The organism is Janthinobacterium agaricidamnosum NBRC 102515 = DSM 9628, assembly GCF_000723165.1.
Lineage (GTDB): Bacteria > Pseudomonadota > Gammaproteobacteria > Burkholderiales > Burkholderiaceae_D > Janthinobacterium > Janthinobacterium agaricidamnosum.
Genome location: NZ_HG322949.1, coordinates 3470588 through 3491413 on the forward strand (window position 1 = coordinate 3470588; position 20826 = coordinate 3491413).

At 59.8% G+C, this 20826-nt stretch carries 18 protein-coding genes, 2 tRNA genes and 1 CRISPR repeat array; of the genes, 1 reads left to right on the forward strand and 19 read right to left on the reverse strand.

Annotated elements, in window-relative coordinates; translation table 11 throughout:
- Positions 1–24: 24 nt before the first annotated feature.
- The gene (locus GJA_RS14725) at positions 25–2787 is read right to left on the reverse strand and encodes a CRISPR-associated helicase/endonuclease Cas3 (RefSeq protein ID WP_038493426.1); all 2763 of its coding nucleotides are present in this window, start codon (positions 2785–2787) and stop codon (positions 25–27) included.
- Between the two features lie 661 nt (positions 2788–3448).
- Positions 3449–3966: a CRISPR direct-repeat array (repeat unit 29 nt; unit sequence CGGTTCATCCCCGCCTGCGCGGGGAACAC).
- Positions 3967–4176: 210 nt separating this feature from the next.
- Between GJA_RS14725 and GJA_RS26785 the strand changes: the two genes are divergently transcribed.
- Positions 4177–4482 (forward strand): DUF3761 domain-containing protein, encoded by a 306-nt coding sequence (locus GJA_RS26785; protein ID WP_081905430.1) that lies wholly within the window; start codon positions 4177–4179, stop codon positions 4480–4482.
- Here GJA_RS26785 and GJA_RS14730 read toward each other — a convergent pair.
- From GJA_RS14730 to GJA_RS14815, 18 genes are all read right to left on the reverse strand, one after another.
- A complete protein-coding gene (locus tag GJA_RS14730; protein ID WP_038493428.1) occupies positions 4479–5663 on the reverse strand; it encodes an FAD-dependent oxidoreductase in 1185 nt (394 codons plus the stop codon). The two genes, GJA_RS26785 and GJA_RS14730, sit on opposite strands and share 4 nt — an antisense overlap.
- Entirely contained in the window at positions 5664–5828 is a 165-nt protein-coding gene (locus GJA_RS14735) for a rubredoxin (protein WP_038493431.1), read from the reverse strand. It lies immediately after the preceding gene.
- Positions 5829–6022: 194 nt separating this feature from the next.
- Positions 6023–6724 (reverse strand): DsbA family protein, encoded by a 702-nt coding sequence (locus GJA_RS14740; protein ID WP_339325660.1) that lies wholly within the window; start codon positions 6722–6724, stop codon positions 6023–6025.
- A 152-nt stretch (positions 6725–6876) separates the two neighbouring features.
- Positions 6877–7794 carry a LysR family transcriptional regulator gene (locus GJA_RS14745; protein ID WP_038493436.1) on the reverse strand — a complete coding sequence of 306 codons (918 nt, stop codon included), beginning with the start codon at positions 7792–7794 and terminating at the stop codon, positions 6877–6879.
- A gap of 262 nt (positions 7795–8056) precedes the next feature.
- Complete coding sequence (locus tag GJA_RS14750) at positions 8057–8956, reverse strand: copper resistance D family protein (protein ID WP_038493439.1); 900 nt, start codon at positions 8954–8956, stop codon at positions 8057–8059.
- Positions 8957–9325, reverse strand: coding sequence for a copper homeostasis periplasmic binding protein CopC (gene copC, locus GJA_RS14755; RefSeq protein WP_038493442.1), 369 nt, complete (start codon positions 9323–9325; stop codon positions 8957–8959). It abuts the gene before it with no gap.
- A gap of 21 nt (positions 9326–9346) precedes the next feature.
- Positions 9347–9676 carry a copper-binding protein gene (locus tag GJA_RS14760; protein WP_038493445.1) on the reverse strand — a complete coding sequence of 110 codons (330 nt, stop codon included), beginning with the start codon at positions 9674–9676 and terminating at the stop codon, positions 9347–9349.
- A 27-nt stretch (positions 9677–9703) separates the two neighbouring features.
- Entirely contained in the window at positions 9704–11095 is a 1392-nt protein-coding gene (locus tag GJA_RS14765) for a multicopper oxidase family protein (protein WP_038493448.1), read from the reverse strand.
- Entirely contained in the window at positions 11092–12465 is a 1374-nt protein-coding gene (locus GJA_RS14770) for a TolC family protein (protein WP_038493450.1), read from the reverse strand. The genes GJA_RS14765 and GJA_RS14770 overlap by 4 nt, the downstream gene beginning before the upstream one ends.
- 107 nt (positions 12466–12572) lie before the next feature.
- Positions 12573–12917 carry a CzcE family metal-binding protein gene (locus GJA_RS14775; protein WP_051780914.1) on the reverse strand — a complete coding sequence of 115 codons (345 nt, stop codon included), beginning with the start codon at positions 12915–12917 and terminating at the stop codon, positions 12573–12575.
- A 98-nt stretch (positions 12918–13015) separates the two neighbouring features.
- On the reverse strand, positions 13016–14488 hold the full coding sequence (locus GJA_RS14780) for a heavy metal sensor histidine kinase (RefSeq protein WP_051780916.1): 1473 nt from the start codon (positions 14486–14488) through the stop codon (positions 13016–13018).
- A complete protein-coding gene (locus tag GJA_RS14785; protein ID WP_038493453.1) occupies positions 14485–15156 on the reverse strand; it encodes a heavy metal response regulator transcription factor in 672 nt (223 codons plus the stop codon). The genes GJA_RS14780 and GJA_RS14785 overlap by 4 nt, the downstream gene beginning before the upstream one ends.
- A 209-nt stretch (positions 15157–15365) precedes the next feature.
- A tRNA-Arg gene (locus tag GJA_RS14790) sits at positions 15366–15442 on the reverse strand.
- A gap of 87 nt (positions 15443–15529) precedes the next feature.
- A tRNA-Pro gene (locus GJA_RS14795) sits at positions 15530–15606 on the reverse strand.
- 114 nt (positions 15607–15720) lie between these two features.
- Complete coding sequence (glmM, locus tag GJA_RS14800) at positions 15721–17058, reverse strand: phosphoglucosamine mutase (RefSeq protein WP_038493456.1); 1338 nt, start codon at positions 17056–17058, stop codon at positions 15721–15723.
- A gap of 39 nt (positions 17059–17097) precedes the next feature.
- A complete protein-coding gene (gene folP / locus GJA_RS14805; RefSeq protein WP_038493458.1) occupies positions 17098–17937 on the reverse strand; it encodes a dihydropteroate synthase in 840 nt (279 codons plus the stop codon).
- A 95-nt stretch (positions 17938–18032) separates the two neighbouring features.
- Positions 18033–19916 (reverse strand): ATP-dependent zinc metalloprotease FtsH, encoded by a 1884-nt coding sequence (gene ftsH / locus GJA_RS14810; protein WP_038493461.1) that lies wholly within the window; start codon positions 19914–19916, stop codon positions 18033–18035.
- A 209-nt stretch (positions 19917–20125) separates the two neighbouring features.
- Positions 20126–20809: an RlmE family RNA methyltransferase gene (locus GJA_RS14815; RefSeq protein ID WP_038493464.1), complete on the reverse strand. Its 684-nt coding sequence runs from the start codon at positions 20807–20809 to the stop codon at positions 20126–20128.
- Positions 20810–20826 lie beyond the last annotated feature (17 nt).

Genomic DNA, 20826 nt, shown 5'->3' on the forward strand with positions numbered 1-20826 from the left:
CCTTCTCCATCAAGCGAATTGCGATTAGTCCGGGGTGGTTGCGCTGTCAGTCGATTCCTGCAGCCGCAAGCCAAAATCGGCGTCGTACAGCCAAGTCAGCAGCTTGGGCGATTCTTTCTTTTTCTCATTACCGGCAGTCCATCCCTGCCCTTGCCACACACCATCGGCACCCGGCGACAAGGGCAGTAAAACGCACCACTCGCCCTGGCTCGGTAAAGTTTGCTTCAAAGCAAGGTAGGCGGCTTCTTGAGCAGCCTGCGACGGCAGCTCCGCCTTGGCTAACAGGTGCGCGGCGACTTTCACCATGCTGTAGGGCCAAGGGCCTGCGTCCCAGCGCAGCAATTTGCCATCGGCCCACTTCGCCAGCATCACGTCCATCGTCGCCGCGCCCAGGCGCGACGGGGTCTTGGCTTCACTCCACCAATCGCCGATCTCGCCCCGTTGATAACCATTCTCCAGGTTCAAGGTATTTTGCTGTGCGATGCTGGCTTCGGACATCTCCTGCCCTTGCGCCTTGGAAGCATTCTTGAGCAGCGAGTCGGGCAACATCTCGGCATCCGAATACACGGCCTCAATCAACTCCCTGCCCTGCGCGGGCATGCTGAAGCTACCTTTTTGCAATACCTTGGCGCTCAGCCATAGTTGCCCGTGATGGTCATAGACATATTGGCCTTTTTTAAACACCGCGCCGTACCAGTCTGCCGGTGGCTGCTCCGTCCATGACGGACCGTAGACCCACAAACATGGCGCAGCACGCTGATCCAGCGCATCTTTTTCACGCAGGCGATTGCCGTATTTGTCACGCACATGACGCTGCAAACGCCCGGCCCGTTGCAATACCCGGTCGATCGGCGCCAGATCGGTAATCAATACATCGAAGTCCACATCCAGGGATTGTTCCGCAACTTGGGTCGCGATCATCAACCGCCCCTTGCGCTGGTCCGCCGTGCTGTTATTGCCGAAACAGGCAAGTACCTGCTCCTCTTTATTCAAGCGGTCCCGCAACGCAAAACGGGCATGGAACAAGGTGATTTTCTCGGGCTCAACGTTAAGCGATAAGCGCGCATACGCCTCCATGGCGTCCGCCACCGTATTGCGTATCCAGCCGACGCACAGCCCTTGCTGTAACGCTGCATTGATATGCGCAAAGATTTTTTCCGGATCGGCTTCATAGTGCACCTGGACAGTCCTGGAAACATTGTCGCGCGACTTCAGCGGCGCTTCCAGCAAATCGGGCTGGCCATCGTGCCAGCGGGTTGCCAACGGATAAGCACTGGACGACACGGCCGGTGCGCTGGCTTGATTGCGGCCAACGGCATAAGCGTCAAGCAAAGTTTGTTTCATCGCATTCGGCAACGTGGCCGACAGCAAGATGACCGATCCACCACTGCGCGCATGGAATTGCAACACAATGCACAGCACACGCAACATATAGGCATCGCAGGCGTGTACTTCATCGATGATCAGTACCTTGCCGAACAATCCCAGCAACCGCAAGGACTGGTGCTTGCTATGCAAAACAGCCAGCAAGACTTGATCGACGGTGCCGACGCCCGCCGGCGCCAGCAGCGTGCGCTTGTTATGGTCTGCCAACCATGCCGTGCAACGAGCGGTCGCGGTTTCATCCAGCTGGGCCTTGTCATTTTCCGGCGTGTCCGCCGGCAAAACCGATGCCGCAAATTCCTCTACCAGCTTTTTAAAGCCATGACCGAGACTTAAACTGGCGTCACCGGCAAACAATTGGCGATATACGTCGCTGACACGCTGATACATCGCGTTCGCGGTGGACATGGTCGGTAATCCGATAAAGAATCCATCGGCCAAACCTTGCGCCATCAAACGGTAGGCCAATATCATGGCGGCTTCCGTTTTGCCGGCGCCGGTCACGTCTTCCATCAGATACAGTTGCGGAACGACGGGAATGTCCACCGACGCGGCCCAGGCCTGCAATGGTGAAGCCTCCTTGATGTAAGGAAAAAAGTCGGTCAACCGCTTGCCTGTCGCCGTACCGCTGCGCAATACGCCGGAATGCTGCAACGCCTTGCCTGCTATTTTCTGGACAGCGCGCCAATACTGATCCAGATCGGAGGGCTGGTCATGATATTGAAAGAAATTGGTATCCGAACCTATCCAGTCGGCCAATATCGTCACGCCGGAAAACCACCACGACAGCATCTGGCTGATCTGCTCAAACCTGTCACCGGCTGTCAGTGGAATTTGGCGAGCTTCATCGGTCAGCAATAAAGACGCCAGCCTCCGGACAAAATCACTGACAGCAGCTTTATCTTCCTTGCAAAAGAAAAAATCGACAGTCCCGCTGGGTTTGGGAGGCATTCCATGATGGCCTGTTACGGCTTGCATCCAATAACGAATAGCCCGTTGATTAGATTTGGAAGAAAAATTGGAGATTCCAATTTCCTTTAATATGTCATCGTCCAGCAGCAGCCGCTGCCACAGCCAGAATCCGAGGGAGTCGTGACGTTCACTATATATTTTATTAGAATGGCATGGACGGCCCTTCAAATCTTTGACCAGATCGCCGCGTTGCGATTGAAATGCCTCGCTGAATTTTCCCAAATCATGCAAGGCGATGAAAAAAGCCGACCACGATAAGAAAGCCGATTCAGAGCAATTCAACAAATCGGTAAATGGCTTCAGCAGAGACGGAGATTTTTCAAGATAAACGCGACCAACCGCGGCTACATCAAGGCAGTGAAAAATCAACAAATGAAAATCGGCTTGTCCTGCCTCGGACGGTTTTGCCTTACCCCAATAAGGGTAATACAACGCTTCCCTGTTCAATGGCTTGCTCTCTCATTTAAAATCAGCAATCGATATTAAACGATTGCCAATCAAATCATCAAGCAAATAAAATATTAGGGCTATTGATATATATCACTACAAATGCTTTTACTGACTGCACCGAGAATGTTTAGACATGCATCAATATTCTGCTGAGGAATGCATACTGTCCGAAAAAATCTCGATATGGCGCCTCTGCACCTCAGTACCATTGCATAAAAATTTAGAGCCTATCCCAGTAGTGAGCGTCTTCTGCTGGCAGCGCATCAGCAGCGCGGACCAGGCGTGAGGAGGAAGCGTGGCGAGCCACGCGACGACGAGCAACGCAGTCCCCGCTACTGAGGGGCGCCAGAAGAGGGCGTATTCATCTACTGGGATAGGCTCTTAGTGTAGCGGTGGTACTCGAACTCGCGGCCGATTCATCCCTGCAATCGCAGGGAACACCGTATGGACCGTATCCAAACCATACTTTCCCTCGGTTCATCCCCGCAATCGCTGGGAACATATAACGATTACAGATCATAGCGGTTTGTCCTCGCTTACGCGGAGGACACTTGCTGGTTTGCCGAGCTGCATCAAAGATGGTTGGTTCATCCTCGCAGAAACGGGAACACATCACGTCGGCGGCGTAGGCATCGCTACTGCCCGGTTCATCCCTGCCTGCGCGGGGAACACGCGGAACGATTGATGGACAACTCCGATTACCACGGTTCATCCCCGCCTGCGCGGGGAACACTTTGGGTGATGACGCTGAGCGCATGGTTTTGACGGTTCATCCCCGCCTGCGCGGGGAACACGCCGACGCTTCGACGTGCTCGATGGCCTGGGCCGGTTCATCCCCGCCTGCGCGGGGAACACTCGTTGTAGACCCACAGGTCGTACTGACCCCACGGTTCATCCCCGCCTGCGCGGGGAACACGTGCAGGTGCCTTATTTTCCTGATGATGCCGCCGGTTCATCCCCGCCTGCGCGGGGAACACCGCATCAACGCGCAGTTGGGCGGCGTCCAGTACGGTTCATCCCCGCCTGCGCGGGGAACACCACCAGGCGGCCGTGGAAGACAAGCCGGACAACGGTTCATCCCCGCCTGCGCGGGGAACACATTGCGCGACCTACGTTCCGACATACCGCCATACGGTTCATCCCCGCCTGCGCGGGGAACACACCAATTATAAGTCATTGATTACAATGATTTATATGACAGGTGAATTTTCTACCGATTTTTCAGGGGGTTTAAATCATTAAAGAAGCACGCCACTTTGATCACCAAAAACAAGCACCCGCCCATAATGAAATTTGTCAATAAATAAAATAATTTCATATAATCAATCATGCAACGGCACATTGGTATGCCGTGAAAACAATAATCTCACGATGAACCTGCGCCGCCTGCTTGTCATACTGCTGCTTGTCTTTTCTCCTTATTCCCTATCGTCAGTCGAAGCCAGGGACAGTAAATCACCTGCTTACGCGCAAAAGGCCGAACCCAACGAGGCCGACTTGCAGCAGCATGGTCATTACAGGAATAAGGATGGCGAGGAAGTACATTCGCCGGCAAAAAGCAAGACCGGCAAAGTGCCACAGGGAGCGTCGGCCTTATGCCGCGACGGGTCGTATAGTTTCAGTAAAAGCGCACGGGGAACTTGCTCGCACCATGGCGGCGTTGCGTCGTGGCTTTAAGCTGACGGATTAACCCCACGGTGCAAATCCGCCAGCAGGCTGGCGTGCAATGCAGGCGTATGTTGCGACAAGCCAAATCCGCGCAACACGCCCTGCTCATCGATAAAACGCGACACCGTGCGCTCGCCATCGTGCTCATCGCTCCAGCGGCCATTGACACCAGGCAGCGGCGGCGACAAGGCCAGTGTATAGCTCGGCGTCTTGACGATCACCGCTTCGGCCTTGAATGCGATCGCCGTTGCCGTGCCGGACAAGGTCGCGGCAATCGCCCGCGCCGCCGTCATCAGCGGCGCCACATACGGCAGCACCGCGCTGCCGCCGGCGCTCGCATATTCGGCGCAATCGCCAAGCGCATAAATGCCGGGCACGCTGGTTTGCCCGAATTGATCCACGATAATGCCGCGTCCGGTAGACAAGCCGGCCGCTTGCGCCAAGGCGATAGCGGGACGCAAGCCGACCGCCGACAGCACGATATCGGCATCAATTTTTTCGCCATTTCCCAAGGTAACTTCCAGCATGCCGGATGGTGTCCGGTACACGCCGCTGGCGCTGGTGTTCAGTTGCAAGGCAATCGACCGGCCACGCCACGCCGCCGTCAATCCCAGTGACAAGGCCGGTGCGGCCAGCGCCGACAACGGCCGCGGATTCGGATCGACCAGCGTCACGTGATGGCCGGCCGACGATAAGTCTTCGGCAAATTCGGAACCGATCAGTCCGGCGCCCAGGATGGCGATGCGCGCCGGACGGCCCAGCTTGGCCAGTTGCGCGCGGAACCCGGCGTAATCGTCCAGGTGGTTGATCGACAGCACTTGATCGGCGCCATCACCGGCCAGCGGCAAACGGATCGCTTGCGCCCCCAGCGCCAGCACCAATTTCTCATACGCATATTCGCCGCGTTCGGTACGGATGATTTGCCGGGCGCTGTCGATCGCCGTGACCCGGGTGTGGTCCAGGATTTCTGCATCAAGTTGGGCCGCCATTTGGGCGGCGCTGTGCGACACCAGTTGCTGCGCTTCTTTGTTTAAGGCAAAGGCGTTCGACAGCATCGGCTTGGGGTAGGCATCGGCGCTATCGGCCGAGACGATCAGCAGCCGGGTGGTCTGGTCGCGTTTGCGCACTTCGCGCGCCAGGCTGTAGGCGGCCATGCCGGCGCCGATGATGACGATGGGAAACGTAGCCATTCAGAGCTCGACCATGTCGAAGTCGGCCTTGGCGATACCGCAATCCGGACACGCCCAGTCGTCCACGATATCGGCCCATTGGGTGCCGGCGGCAATGCCCTCTTCCGGCAAGCCCAGGCTTTCATCATAGATAAAACCGCAAACGAGGCACACATAAGTTTTCATGGCGAAACTTTCTGATAAGTGGAGAACAATAGGAAAACAGTAGTTCTGTGCTGATAAGAAAGTATAGTGTGCGGCCATAAAAAGTCGCAGCTTGATGTCCGGGCATTTCTGCCAATCGGGCCGGATAGTCGGCCAAGCATGCACCTGCCGCGCGCGGCAATGACGCCGCTGCGCGGGCAAGGTTTCTGCTACTGTCAATGCGCCAACAGTCGGCTCAATTGTTGTTCAAGCTGGCTATGCGACGCATAGCCCGGGCTGACAGGGATGAATTCCTTGCCGGTATCGAGCAGCAGCGCCGGGAAACTGCGCACGCCGATGGCACGCGCGCGAGAAAAGTCGGCGTGTGTTTCAGCAATAACTTCCGGCGTTTCCCATGTCGCGTGGAACAAGCCGGCATCGATCGCATACCCCGCCGCGTTCAGTGCCGCGGCAGCGATGTCGGCCAGCACACGGCCATCGGTGGTATCGCGGCCATCGACATAAAACCCTTGTTGCAAGGCACGGAACACCGCCAGCAAGTCCGCTTGCGGGACCAGTTTGCGGGTAGTGACGACGGCGCGGCATACCGGTTCGGTGTCGTAGACAAAGTTTTCCAATGCCATGAAGGCCGCGCGGTTAAACGGCAAACCGCTGTTTTCCTCGACGCGCGCCCAGTGGCCAAGCCGGAATTGCTTGCCGCTATCATCGAGCACATCCTTGGCGCCGGCACGGACACCGCCGACAATAATTTGCAGCGGCAATTCCGGATGTTGTTGCATCAAGGCAGTTAATTCTTTGCCGAAGCCGTAGCACCACGAACACATCGGGTCGCCCACATAGACCAGCTTCATTGCGGAATTCACCTTGGCTGGAGGCAAAGTGTCGGTATGGTTGATGCGGACAGGTATCGATGTCATGGCGAAGTCTTTCAGATCAATATGATGGGGTGGGTTCAACAGGGGATGTTATGTATCCCGCTGTGAAACATCATACTGATGCGAAACAGCATCAAAAAGACTGGTTTTCGCAAATCATTCCATACATGGTGTAATCAATCCAAGGTACCGGATCAGGTGCGCGGCGCCAGCCTGGAGGTCAGGAAATCGACAAAGGTCCGCACCCTCAGCGACAGATGGCGCGCATGCGGATACAGCAGGATGAACGGCCGCGAAGTGCCGCCATGTTGCGGCAGCAACTCGACCAAGCGCCCGTCCGCCAGGTCGCGCTCGACGATAAAACGGTAGGTTTGCACCAGGCCGGCGCCATTCAGCGCCAGCGTGACGATCGCCAGCACATCTTCGGAACAGGTATAACCGCCTTGCGTGGCCACATCGACCGGCTTGCCATCGATGTTAAATGGCCATGGTATCTTGCGGCCCGTGCTGGGCAGCTCGAACTGTATGCATTCATGTTTTTGCAAATCATCCAGCGATTGCGGCGTGCCGGCCCGTTTCAGGTAAGAAGGCGCCGCCACCAGTACCAGTTCGGCATCTTCCAGCTTGCGCGCGATCAGCGACGAATCGGCCGGATCGCGGCCGCGCACCACCATGTCGTAGCTTTCGCCGACGAAATCGATATTGCGGTTGCTGACGTGAATTTCGACGGTCACGTCGGGATACAGCTGGCGGAACTCCGGCAGCAAGGGCAACAAGCGGTAATGGCCATACGGCGTCGGCACGCTGATGCGCAGCGGACCGGCCGGCGCGGCCTGGCCGCCGGTCACTTCGCGTTCGGCTTCCACCAGTTGCGACAATGCTTGCCGGCATTGCTCGTAATAAATGCGGCCGCCGTCGGTCAGGCGGATCTGGCGCGTGGTGCGCACGAACATGCGCACGCCCAGCCGCTCTTCCAGCCGCGAGACCGAACGGCTCACCGCCGCCGGCGTCACGCCGGCGATACTGGCGGCAACGGTAAAGCTGGCCGATTCCGCCGCCAGGCAAAACAGTTCGATGCTGCCCAGCTGCATATCGTCAAAGTTACGCTTCATTGTTTTTCCAAATGTGATCTGTGGCCGCGAGTGCAGGCCAGATTAGCGCGCAGCGCGTAATCCGGCCCCGCCAACCGGGCTTGCCGGCTTACGCTGCCTTACGGTATTTTTGCGTCATTATGCTTGAAATGCTGGCGCAAGGCCTGCGAAATCCACTGTCCCCGCCTGGTCGCATTGCCAGGCAAGGGTTCCCGTCTTGGCCGGCGCTAAAGTCACCTGCCAGGCTTCCGCCTGCGCCAACTGATGATGCACTGGCGACGGGCTACATCGCCGTGGGTGGCTGTTGCGAAATAAGAATCGATGCGGCTAAAACAGCACCCAGCAACAAGAAACTTTCAATCCGCAGCGCCGTGCGCACCAGCCTCAGGCCGCGCTGCGAACGGCTGGCGGCGGGCAAGCCGATAAATTTGTTATAGCCCCCCAGCAGCAGCGCGGCCAGTACCAGCGCGGCCTTGGCCAGCAGTGTCATGCCATACACGGTATGCAACAGATGGTCGGCCGTGCCGACCCTGTGCCATGCGCTGTACATGCCAGTGACGGCAATGCCAGCCACTGCGGCCAGCGCGGCTTGCGACATCAAGTCCAGGTAGCGGTCGGCCGCGCCTATGCCAAAGGCGGCGATCCGCGTGTCATTCAGGGCGAACCAGGCCGAGACCAGCACGGCGCCGCTCCATAATCCGATGGCGGAAAAATGGACGGCTTCCGCCAGCAGGGGCATGCTCCAGAATCCCTCTTCGCCGGCGTGTCCCATCGATGCGCGCGTCACTGCGAATGCAAGCAAGGCCAGCGCCACCGCCATGTCGCTGGCGCGCGTGGCGCCGCCGCTCCAGCGGATAATGAACAGGATGATCATCGCCGCCGTTGTGACGCAGCCGGCGTGTCCGTAGTCGGTACTGGAGATCATCATCCACAACATCGGGCAAGCCTCGCGCAGGCCGACGCCGCCCATCACTTCCGTGGCGGCCAGCATCGCCGCTGCGCTGCCGGCCGCGCCCAGTCCCGCCGCACACAAGTCGAGCTTGCGCAGGACCGGCTCGACATCGCCGCGGCTGCCGCCGTTGGACTGTATCCAGTAGCGCGCACACCACGACCCGAGCAGCCAGGCAAAGCCGAGGTTCAGCAAAAATGCCGACGCTGCCTGCAGCAGCGAGACCTCATCCATTCATTTCACCGTAAATTTGAAATCGCCCTTGCGGCGGTGGCCGTCATGGCCGGCAACGGCCCACGTCACGCTGTAGGCGCCGGCCGGCAATGGCGGCACTTCCAGGCGCAGGATCGCCGGGTTGGTCGCGTCGATCCTGGCCTTTTCCGCAACTACTGCCTTGCCCTGCGCATCGGCCAGCGTCATCGTGCTGAAGGCCTCTTCAATTTTTTCGTTGAAGGTCAGCGTAATGTCACGCGGCGCCGCGGCCAGGACCGCGCCCGCCTCCGGGCTGGCGCTTTTCAGGCTGGCGTGCGCCGCAGCAAACGGGCTGGCCAACGTCGCCGCCGCCATGGCGCCGGCAAGAATCATGGTGTGCACTGCTTTCATCTTCAACTCCCCTTGTTAAGATTACTTGACTGCTACGATTGAGGTGACCATCAGCACGCCGCCTACCTTGTCTGCGACAAAACGGACTTTGTCGCCCTGCTTGACCTTGTCGAGCATTGCCGGGTCCTGGACCTTGAACACCATCGTCATGCCCGGCATGCCCAGGTTTTTCAATTCGCCATGCTTGATGGTGAGCTTGCCGGCCTCTTGGTCGACTTTCCTGATTTCGCCATCGCTCATCGCCGCCTGGGCGCTTGACGCGGGCGCCTGCTGTGCGTGGGCCAGGCCGCCGGCCGAGACGAACGAAAAGCCGATGGCGGCGGCGAGGATAATTTTGTGCAGTGCATTCATGATGCTTCCTTTCAGGTGAATAAAAAATTAGTGCTCGCCATGTCCCGACGGTTTGCGGACCGTCATCTCGACATTGGGCTGATGAATGACCGGCATCGACTGGCCGCCGGCGCCGCTGCTGCGCTCGGGCTGCGGCAGCGCGCCGGTCCATTCGCAGGCCAGTGTGCCAGCCGGATGCCGGTACCAGCCAGGATCCGAATAATCGCCGCGCGGCTGGTCCTTGCGCACCTTCAGCACGGTAAACATGCCGCCCATTTCGACCCCGCCGAACGGCCCTTCCCCCATCATCATCGGCAGCGTATTTTCCGGAAGCGGCATCTCCATGCCGCCCATCGAGCCGCCCTTGTCACCCATCACCATATAGTCGGGCACGATCTTGCTGATCCTCTCGGCCACGCCGCGCTGGTCGGCCCCTATCATGGTCGGGACGGAATGCCCCATCGCGTTCATCGTGTGATGCGACTTGTGGCAATGGCAGGCCCAGTCGCCCAGGTCGGTGGCGATAAACTCAAGCGCCCGCATCTGTCCGACGGCGACGTCGGCAGTCACTTCCGGCCAGCGCGATGCGGCAGGCGTCCAGCCGCCATCGGTGCCGGCCACCACGAACTCGTGGCCGTGCAAATGAATCGGGTGATTCGTCATCGTCAGATTGCCGACCCGGATGCGCACCTTGTCGCCCTGCCGCACGGGCATCGAGTCGATGCCCGGGAACACCCTGCTATTGAAGGTCCACAGATTAAAGTCCGTCATCGTGTTGATCTTGGGCGTATAGGTTCCAGGATCGATGTCATATGCATTCAGCAGGAAGACGAAGTCGCGGTCCACCGCATGCAGCGCCGGGTTCTTCGGGTGCGTGACCCAGAAGCCCATCATCCCCATCGCCATCTGCACCATCTCGTCGGCGTGCGGGTGGTACATGAAGGTGCCTGGACGCTTGGCGACGAACTCGTAGACGAAGGTCTTGCCCGGCGCAATCCCCGGCTGGGTCAGGCCCGTGACGCCATCCATGCCGTTCGGCAGCCGCTGTCCATGCCAATGCACGCTGGTGTGCTCGGGCAGCTTGTTGGTCACGAATATGCGCACCCGGTCGCCCTCCACCACCTCGATGGTCGGCCCGGGCGACTGGCCGTTATAGCCCCACAGGTTGGCCTTCATGCCGGGCGCGAATTCGCGCACCACCGGTTCGGCGACCAGGTGAAACTCCTTGACGCCGTTATTCACCCGCCATGGCAGCGACCAGCCATTCAGCGTGACGACCGGATTGAACGGCCGGCCATTCGGCGGTGGCGGCGGAACGTGCGTATTCGCGCTATTCATCAGCATCGCTTCGGGCAGCGACGCCGCGCCGGCCTTGCTGACAGCCGCGGCGCTGACCGCAACCGCGCCGGCGCCTTTAAAAAAGTCTCTCCGTGAAATCATGGCTTGCTCCTTGTGTCGGTATTGCCGCCGCCGTTGATGGCACTTTGCAGCCTGGTCTCGGCGATCCAGAAATCACGCTGGGTTTCGATCGCGGCATTGACGCTCGCAAGCTGCTCGCGCGAGTCGGCCAGCAGTTCAAATACGCTGGCCAGCATGCCGTTGTAGCGGCTCAGCACCTGGTCCGAAATTTCCTTGCGCAGCGGGACCACGTCGTCGCGGTAGTGGCGCGCGATGTCATACGTGGTGCGGTACGAGGAATAGGCTTCGCGGACTTCGGAACGGGCGCGCACCGCGGCGTCGGTGGTGCGGTGCACCGACTGCATGTACACCGCCTCGGCGCGGGCCACCTTGGCGCCGCCCCAATCGAAAATGGGCAACTCAAGAGCAACCTGGTAGCCATTCTGGCGCGGCAGCCCCGCCTCATTCTTGTTTGCATAACCGGCGTCGAAGACATTGATAAACGCGGTCGCCTTGGTCAAGCCCAGCGCCGACGCCGTCGCGTCGATGTCGCGCCGGGCCGCCAGGATATCGAGGCGCTGCGCCATCGCCTGCGCTTCGGCATCGTTCATCTCTTGCGGCCGGGAAGGCAGCTCGGGCAAATGGTCAGGCAAGACGAATTCCTGCCGCGCGCCCCACAGGCCCAGCAGCCGGACCAGCTGTTCGCGGCTGGCGCTTGCCACGTGCCGGGTACGGGCCAGCTGGATCAGGGCATCCTGGTAAAAGGCCTGCTCGCGGGCCTGGTCCAGCTTGCTCCAGTTACCGACCTTGGCCATGCTTGCCGCCAGTGCCGACGACGCCTCCGCGGCGCCGCGCACTTGTTCCGCGAACGCAGCGGATTGGGCCGCGGCCACCGCGGTGAAATACGCGCCGCGCGTGTCTGCCGCCAGTTGCACGGCCTGCGCCGCGGCTTGCAGCTTGGCTTGCTCGTAACGTCCATGCTCAATGCGCTTGCGGGCCGGCAGCGTCAACAGTCCGACGACGTCGAATACGACGCTGCGCTCGATTTCTCCCTCGCCGGCGCCGCTCACGCGGCTAAAGCTGAAGCTCGGATTGCGCATCCGGCCGGCCTGGACAAAATCGGCTTCCGCCACGCCCAGCTCGGCGAACGAAGCCTTCAGGCCCGCGTTATTGAGCAGTGCAATCTGCACCGCCGATTCAGCCGTCAATGGCTGGCCCAAAAGCTCTTGCAGCTTCGGCTGATTGCCGCCGGCGTCCTTGGTGAAGTGCGCAGCCTGGCCTATCCGCTCTTGCGTCAGCGAGGATACGTCGTTCAGCCCGCCATCGGACGACAGGCTGGCGCACCCGGCAAGGAATACGACGCAGAGTCCGGCCGCAGCCCTGCCGAAGCCCGGCATAGGTAGTCTCGGCATGTGATTGCCCCTTCTTGATCATGTGATGCGCTGGCCGCGGCGCGGCGGAAGCCTGCCGCCATCGGCAAGCCTGGCTGCCAGCTGGCGGCCAGCGGCCAGCGCGAATGTTAGTTGCGATAAAGGGGATTCTGCGCCACGTAGATCCGCACGCCATGGGTATGCACGCCCTCTGGCGCGATGGCGGACAGTTCGAAGCGCTCGCTGTCGCGCAGCGTGCCGAACTGCCAGGTGAAGGTTTTTCCATCGACCTCGAAGGTGACGACGTCGCCGTTATCGACATTGACGGCTTTGGTCGCCGGCGAAATCAGCACCGTGCGGGTAGCGGCAACAGCCGGCGCGGTACTGCCGAACGCCTGCTTCGCCTGCGTCCCGCCTTGATGGGCCATGGCGGCGAGCGGCGCCAGCGTAGCGGCGATGAACATTGCTGCGATGTTGTTTTTGATCGATTGCATGATAAGGTCCTGTTCAGGGTTGGCTGGCTGCGTTTGTGCAGTCAATGAAGCTATTCTACGGAGCCAAGCCGCACGCCCGCATGACCCGAACATTACATTTACATTGCAGGATTTTTTGCCAATAATTCGCCGGTTTTCGCTGCACGGCGTGGCGCGCAGTGCAGCATCCGTCCGGTCCCCGGGAACAGCAGCGAGAAGCTGGTCACGCCGCCTGGAGTGCTGCTGACGCCGGCGCTGCCGCCATGCAGCGCCATGATCGACTTGACGATCGCCAGCCCCAATCCCGCCGACGACGACTTGGTGGACCTGGACTGGTCGGAGCGGTAGAAGCGGTCAAATAGCCGCGGCAAGTGCAACGCATCGATGCCCGGCCCCGGATTGCTCACCACTATCGTGGTGCCGGCGGCGTGCTGCAGCGCCGCCAGCGAAATCACCGCGCCGCGCGGCGTGTAGCGCACGGCGTTCGCCACCAGATTGCCGACCGCCCGCCGCAACAGGTGCGCATCGGCCAGCACCTCGCCAGTCGCGGCAATTTCGAATGCAACGCCCGCCTCGGAGGCCGGCCCTTCGAAATATTCGGCAATGCGCGCCAGTTCAGTGGCGGCGTCGAGCGCTTCGGTGCTCAGCGCAATCTGGTCATGGTCGGCGCGGGCCAGGAACAGCATGCTCTCGACCATCCGCGCCAGGCGTCCGAACTCTTCGTAATTGGAGGACAGCAGATGTTGATACTCTTCCGATTCGCGCGGCTGGGACAGCGCGACTTCGGTCTGCACCATCAAGTTGTTGAGCGGCGTGCGCAAATCATGTGCGAGGTCGTCGGCGAACTGGGACAGGTTGTTGAAGCTGCTCTGCAAGCGGTCGAGCACTTCATTAAACGAATCCGCCAATACCCGCAGCTCGGCCGGCGCCAACGCTGCATTCAGGCGCATTTCCAGGTTGTGGGCGCTGACCTGGCGGGCTTGCGCAGCCAGGTCCCGCACTCTGCGCAAGCCCTGGCGAGACAGCAGGAAGCCAAACAGGGCGGTCAGGGCCGCGCCCGCGAATGCCGCCGCCAGCACCTTCATCCGATAGGCGGCCAGCACCGCGGCGCGGTCGTCGGCGGTGCGCGCCAGCGTGACGCGCACCGCCACGCCGCTGGCGCCGACCAGGCCCATCGCGGAGATCAGGCGCAGCCGGTCGCCATTGGCCAGCGCCGCGGGCCTGACGTCGGCGGTCGACAGCTGCGCCCCGGCCGCCAATGAGCTTCTGGCGTGGCGCAGCGGGCGCTGTTCCGTGTTCCGCATCAGCAGACGTCCATCCTGGCGCTCGATGACGAGCAGCAGGCCCCGCCGCAGATCAACCGCATCCAGGAAGCGATGCGGCTCGGCGCGGATCGATTCCAGGTCCGGCGTCTCTTCCAGCAAATGCCTGATGTGCAAGACCCGGTCGACCAGGTCAGCGTCATCGTGCTCTTGCAGTTGTATCACCAGCGCCTGGTACAAATAAAATCCGACTATCGAAAAGACCACCACCGCCACGCAGGCGAACAACGCGCCCAGTTGCGCCGTCAGGGAGCGGCCGGCCTTGCTCATCCGCGGTCTTCCAGCACGTAGCCCATGCTGCGGATGGTGTGGATCAGCTTGAGCGGGAAAGGGTCGTCGATTTTTGCGCGCAGCCGGCGCACCGCGACGTCCACGACATTGGTGTCGCTGTCAAAATTCATGTCCCACACCTGGGAGGCGATCAGCGGCCGCGACAAGACCTGCCCAGGCCGCCGCGCCATCAGATGAAGGAGCGCAAACTCTTTCGCCGTCAAGTCGATCCGATTGCCGGCCCGCGTCACGCGGCGTTTCGGGACATCGATTTCCAGGTCGGCGATGTGCACCACGTCGGCTTCCTTGATCGGACCGCGGCGCAGCAGGGTACGAATGCGTATCAGCAGTTCGGCGAACGCGAACGGCTTGAGCAGATAGTCGTCGGCCCCCAGTTCCAGCCCTTTTATGCGGTCGTCCAGCGCGTCGCGCGCGGTCAGGAACAACACCGGTGTTTCCACCGTCTTGCGCAGCTCGGTCACGATTTGCCAGCCATCGAGACCCGGCAGCATCACATCGAGCACAATCAGATCATAGTAGGCGCTGGTGGCCGCATGCAGCCCCTCGGGCCCGGTCTGCGCCCAATCGACGATAAAACCGGACTCGGTCAGGCCCTTCTGGATATATTCCCCCGCCTTTTGCTCGTCTTCCACCACCAGTAATCTCATGTCGCCCTTCCGCTTCCATAAACTTTCACCAGTCCCAGGATGGCAAAATGCCATTGCCGGGCAGCGGTCAGTCTACCTTGGAAAGATGACGCCAGCCTAACGCCAGCATTACATTCGTGTCAGAATCGGGCACGAGTCGGGCACGAGCCTGACAAAAAGCGGTCTCGCGCAGCAAGCTTATTGTCTAGACCACGATGGATGGAATATGCTGGCCTGCCCAACAGGAATCGAACCTGTGACCCTCAGCTTAGAAGGCTGATGCTCTATCCAACTGAGCTATGGGCAGTGTTTGTAAAACACGCGAAGTATGAAGAGCTGGAATGCTTCATACAAATGAAAATGGGCTGTCATCGCTGACAGCCCATTTAGAACTTGGTCGGAGTACAAGGATTCGAACCTTGGACCCCCTGGTCCCAAACCAGGTGCGCTACCGGGCTGCGCCACACTCCGAAGACAGGATAATAACGCTACGCGCGATTTTCGTCAATTGCCGGCAGCGAATTTAAGCGAAATAACTATCGCAACGATACTCTGTCATCCCCTTCCTCATCCTGCCGGCCAGGCTCAGGCCGCAACCTTGTCGGCGATGCGGCGCGCCATCGTCGCGGCGTCGCTGGCGTCCTTGGCCTCGACCATCACGCGTATCAATGGTTCCGTGCCGGAAGCGCGTATCAATACGCGGCCCCGGTCGCCCAATTCCTTTTCCACCAGCTCTTTTTCCGCCACGATGGCGGGATGCTTGAGCCAGTCGAAACCGGCCGCCACTTTCAGGTTGATCAGGGTTTGCGGGAACAGCACCAGTTCGCTGGCGCATTGCTGCAAGCTTTGGCCGCTACGCTTGAGCGCGGACAATACTTGCAAGGCAGAGACGATACCGTCGCCGGTGGTGTGTTTATCGAGGCACAGCAAATGGCCGGAACCCTCGCCGCCCAGGATCCAGCCGCGCTCTTTCATCACTTCCAGCACGTAGCGGTCGCCGACCTTGGCGCGCGCAAAGCCGATGTTCATTTCCTTGAACGCCACTTCCAGCGCCATATTGGTCATCAGCGTGCCCACCGCGCCCGACACCGGACCGGTCGCCATGCGGTCCTTGACCATTACGTACAGCAGCTCATCGCCATTGTAGACGCGGCCGGTGGCGTCGCACATGATCAGCCGGTCGGCGTCGCCATCAAGCGCGATGCCGAGGTCGGCCTTGTGTTCGCGCACGGCAGCCGACATCGCGCCCGGTGCGGTGGCGCCAAAACCGGCGTTGATGTTGAAGCCGTCCGGCTTATTGCCGATAGCGATCACTTCGGCGCCCAGCTCGTGGAACACATGCGGCGCAATGTTGTAGGCGGCGCCGTGGGCGCAATCGACGACGATTTTCAAGCCGCGCAGGTCGAGTTCGTTCGGGAAGGTGCTCTTGCAAAATTCGATGTAACGGCCCTGGGCGTCGTCCAGGCGCTTGGCGCGGCCCAGCTTTTCGGACGGGACGCAATCCATGGCCAAATCCAGCTGCGCTTCGATGGCGTGCTCGACCGTATCCGGCAACTTGGTGCCCTGGTCGGAAAAGAATTTGATGCCATTGTCATGGAACGGGTTGTGCGAGGCCGAAATGACGACCCCGGCCGACAGGCGCAGCGCGCGCGTCAGGTAGGCAATCGCCGGGGTCGGCATCGGTCCGGCCAGCATCACGTCGACGCCGGCGGCGGAAAAGCCGGCTTCCAGCGCCGCTTCCAGCATATAGCCGGAAATGCGCGTGTCCTTGCCGATCAAGACGGTCGGCTTGACGGTGGCGCCCTGGGCATTGGCCAGCACCTTGCCGGCGGCATAACCGAGCCGCATGACGAAGTCGGGCGTGATCGGGGATGCGCCTACCAGGCCGCGGATGCCATCGGTACCAAAATATTTACGTGCCATATTATTCTCTTATAGTTGTATGTCTGCTGAATGTGATTCTTAATGCGCCGCGCGCCATACCTTCAGCGCATCGGCGGTCTCCGCTACATCATGCACCCGGATAATTTCGGCGCCATGCGCTACCGCAGCCAATGCGCCTGCGATGCTGCCGGCCAGGCGCTGCTCCACTGGTTTCCCGGTGACCGCGCCTATCATCGATTTGCGCGACAAGCCGGCCAGCAACGGCAAACCCAATTCTTCGCGGATACGGGAAGTGGCTTTGAGCAAAGCGTAATTATGCTCTACCGTCTTGCCAAAACCATAGCCGGGGTCGATACAAAGACGTTCGCGCTCGATACCGGCAGCCATCATTTCCTCGACGCGCTGGCGCAGGAAGGCGATCACTTCGGCCACCACGTCATCGTAGTGCGGTTGCCGCTGCATGGTTGCAGGCACGCTTTGCATATGCATGATGCACAGCGCACAATCGCTATCCTTGACGGCGGCAATCGCGCCAGGGGCGCGGAAACCGTTGATATCGTTGATCATGTCGGCGCCGGCCAGGATCGCTTCGCGCATCACCTCGGGTTTATAGGTATCGACCGACAACGGCTTGCCGCAATCGCGCAACGCATACAGCACCGGCATCACGCGGTCCAGTTCTTGCTGCAAAGGCAGGCTGGGCGCCCCCGGACGGCTCGACTCGCCGCCGATATCGATCAGGTCGGCGCCATCGGCGATCATTTGCTCGGCGCGCGACAAGGCGAATTCCAGCGACTGGAAACGGCCGCCATCGGAAAACGAGTCCGGCGTGATGTTCAGGATGCCCATCACCAGCGCATGCCGGCCCGGCCCGGACAGATTGTAGCCAAATCGGCCACATTGAAGATAGTGTCGCATTGGAACTCAATGAGTGTCAAAGTAAGGCGGCCCACAAGTAAAAAAGGGGCAAGGATTACTCCTCGCCCCTTTTTTACTGTGCCGCCGGAGCTGAATCAGGCCGGTGCAGTGACGTTGGGCGAAATGCCGCCGGTACCGCTGTCGCCGGAATTGCGGCGCGGTGGCACGCCGGCTTTCGGCAGGCGCGGTTCCAGGCCAGCCATGATGTCGTTGATCTGGTCGGCGTCGATGGTTTCCCATTCGAGCAAGGCCTTGGTCATCACTTCGACTTTGTCACGGTTTTCTTCCAGCAACTTACGCGACAGCGCATATTGCGTGTCGAGGATGCTGCGAATCTCGGCATCGACCTTTTGCTGGGTCGCTTCGGAAATCGTCTTGGTCGCGCCACCGAAGAACCCTTCGTTTTCGCTGTCTTCGTACACCATCACGCCCATGCTGTCGGACATGCCGAAGCGGGTCACCATCGAGCGTGCCAGCTTGGTGGCGCGCGAAAAGTCGTTCGATGCGCCGGTCGACATCTGGCCGACAAAAATTTCTTCTGCAATACGACCGCCGAACAAGATCGAAATCTCTTCCAGCATCTTGTCTTTATAGGCCGACAGATTGTCATGTTCCGGCAATTGCCAGGTCAGGCCCAAGGCCCAGCCGCGCGGCATGATGGTCACTTTATGCACCGGATCTGCTTTCGGCAGCAACTTCGCCACCACCGCGTGACCCGACTCATGGTAAGCGGTATTACGGCGCTCTTCTTCGCGGATGATCATCGACTTGCGCTCAGGGCCCATGTAGATCTTGTCCTTGGCGTCTTCGAAGTCCGACATTTCCACCAGGCGCTTGCTGCGGCGCGCGGCGAACAAGGCGGCTTCGTTGACCAGGTTGGCCAGGTCGGCGCCCGAGAAACCAGGGGTGCCGCGGGCCAGGATGTCGGCTTTCACATCGGTACCGATAGGCACTTTGCGCATGTGCACGTTCAAGATCTGTTCGCGGCCGCGGATGTCCGGCAAGCCGACCGACACCTGGCGGTCGAAACGGCCCGGACGCAGCAGCGCTTTGTCCAGTACGTCGGCGCGGTTGGTGGCGGCCACGACGATGACGCCGGAGTTCGCTTCAAAACCGTCCATCTCGACCAGCAACTGGTTCAAGGTTTGTTCGCGTTCGTCATTGCCGCCGCCCATGCCGGCGCCGCGGTGGCGGCCGACAGCGTCGATCTCATCGATGAAGATGATGCAAGGGGAATGCTTTTTGGCGTTTTCAAACATGTCGCGCACACGGCTGGCGCCGACGCCGACAAACATTTCCACGAAGTCCGAACCGGAAATCGAAAAGAACGGCACTTTGGCTTCGCCGGCGATGGCGCGCGCCAGCAAGGTTTTACCGGTACCCGGAGGACCGACCATCAGCACGCCGCGTGGAATGCGGCCGCCCAGTTTCTGGAATTTGCTTGGATCCTTGAGGAAGTCGACCACTTCGTTGACTTCTTCCTTCGCTTCGTCGCAACCGGCGACGTCGGCAAAAGTGACGGTATTGCTCGCCTCATCCATCATGCGGGCTTTCGACTTGCCGAACGAGAACGCCCCGCCCTTGCCGCCGCCCTGCATTTGACGCATGAAGAAAATCCAGACGCCGATCAGCAACAGCATCGGGAACCAGGAAACGAAAATTTGTTGCAGGAACGATGGTTCCTCAGGCGGACGCACATCGAAATGCACGCCGTTGTCGCGCAAGTCGCCGATCAGGCCCTTGTCGAGCACGGTCGCAGTGGTGCGGACCTTGGTATCGTCGATGCGGGTGGCCGTGATGGCGCCGCCTTCGATGACGACATCCTTGATGCGCTTGGCCTTGACGTCATCGAGCAAATCGGAATAAGCGATAGGCTTGCTGCCGCCCGCGGCGCCGTGATTTTCAAACTGCTTGAACAGCATGAACAGCAGCAGCGCGACGACTACCCAGATGGCAGATTTGGAAAACATGTTATTCACGAAGACTCCTTGGATGCTGTGCGCATCTTTTACCTATAGCTAGAAACACGATTTTACTCGCAATAAGCGGGCCGTGCCAAAGGCCGCCGATCCGTGCGCGCAAAAAAATACTGCGTCCTGGCCGCAAAACACCTAATTATTTATACGTTTTGCGGCCTTCAGGCCAGGCAGCTTGCCCTATACTTCTTTATCCATGTGTGGCTTGCCTGTTAAATATCAAGAGCCGAATCATCCGCAAGCGCATTATTTTGCACCGGATGCTTCACGCCGCGCCCCAGCAGGAAGATTTCCGACGACTTGTCGCGGCTGGCTTTCGGCTTTTTCTGCACTACCACCTTGAATTCGGCGCGGAACTTTTCAACGATCTGGCTGTAACCCATGCCATTAAAACACTTCACCAGCAACGCGCCGGACGGTTTGAGGTGCAGTTGAGAAAACTCAATCGCCAAATCGATCAAGTGTTCCATCCGCGCCGCATCCGCGGTAGCGATACCGGACAGATTAGGCGCCATATCCGATAATACAAGGTCGGCTTTGCGTCCTTGCAACACTACTTCCAGTTGACGCAAGATTCTTGCCTCACGGAAATCCCCCTGGATGAAGTGAAAATCGGCGATCGGCTCCATTTCCAGCATGTCCAGCCCGATCAGGGTGCCGTCGATGCCGCCGCCATCCTTGCCGGCCAGCTTGCGCCGGGTGTACTGAGCCCAGCTACCGGGCGTACAGCCGAGGTCGACGATGACCTGGCCCGGCTTGATCAATTTCTCGTCTTCATCGATTTCTTTGAGCTTGTATGCGGCCCGGGCGCGGTAGCCCTCTTTCTGCGCCAACTTCACATAAGGATCATTTATGTGGTCGTGCAACCAGTTTTTGTTTAATTTCTTCTTTGCCATTCGCGTAGAATACTGCT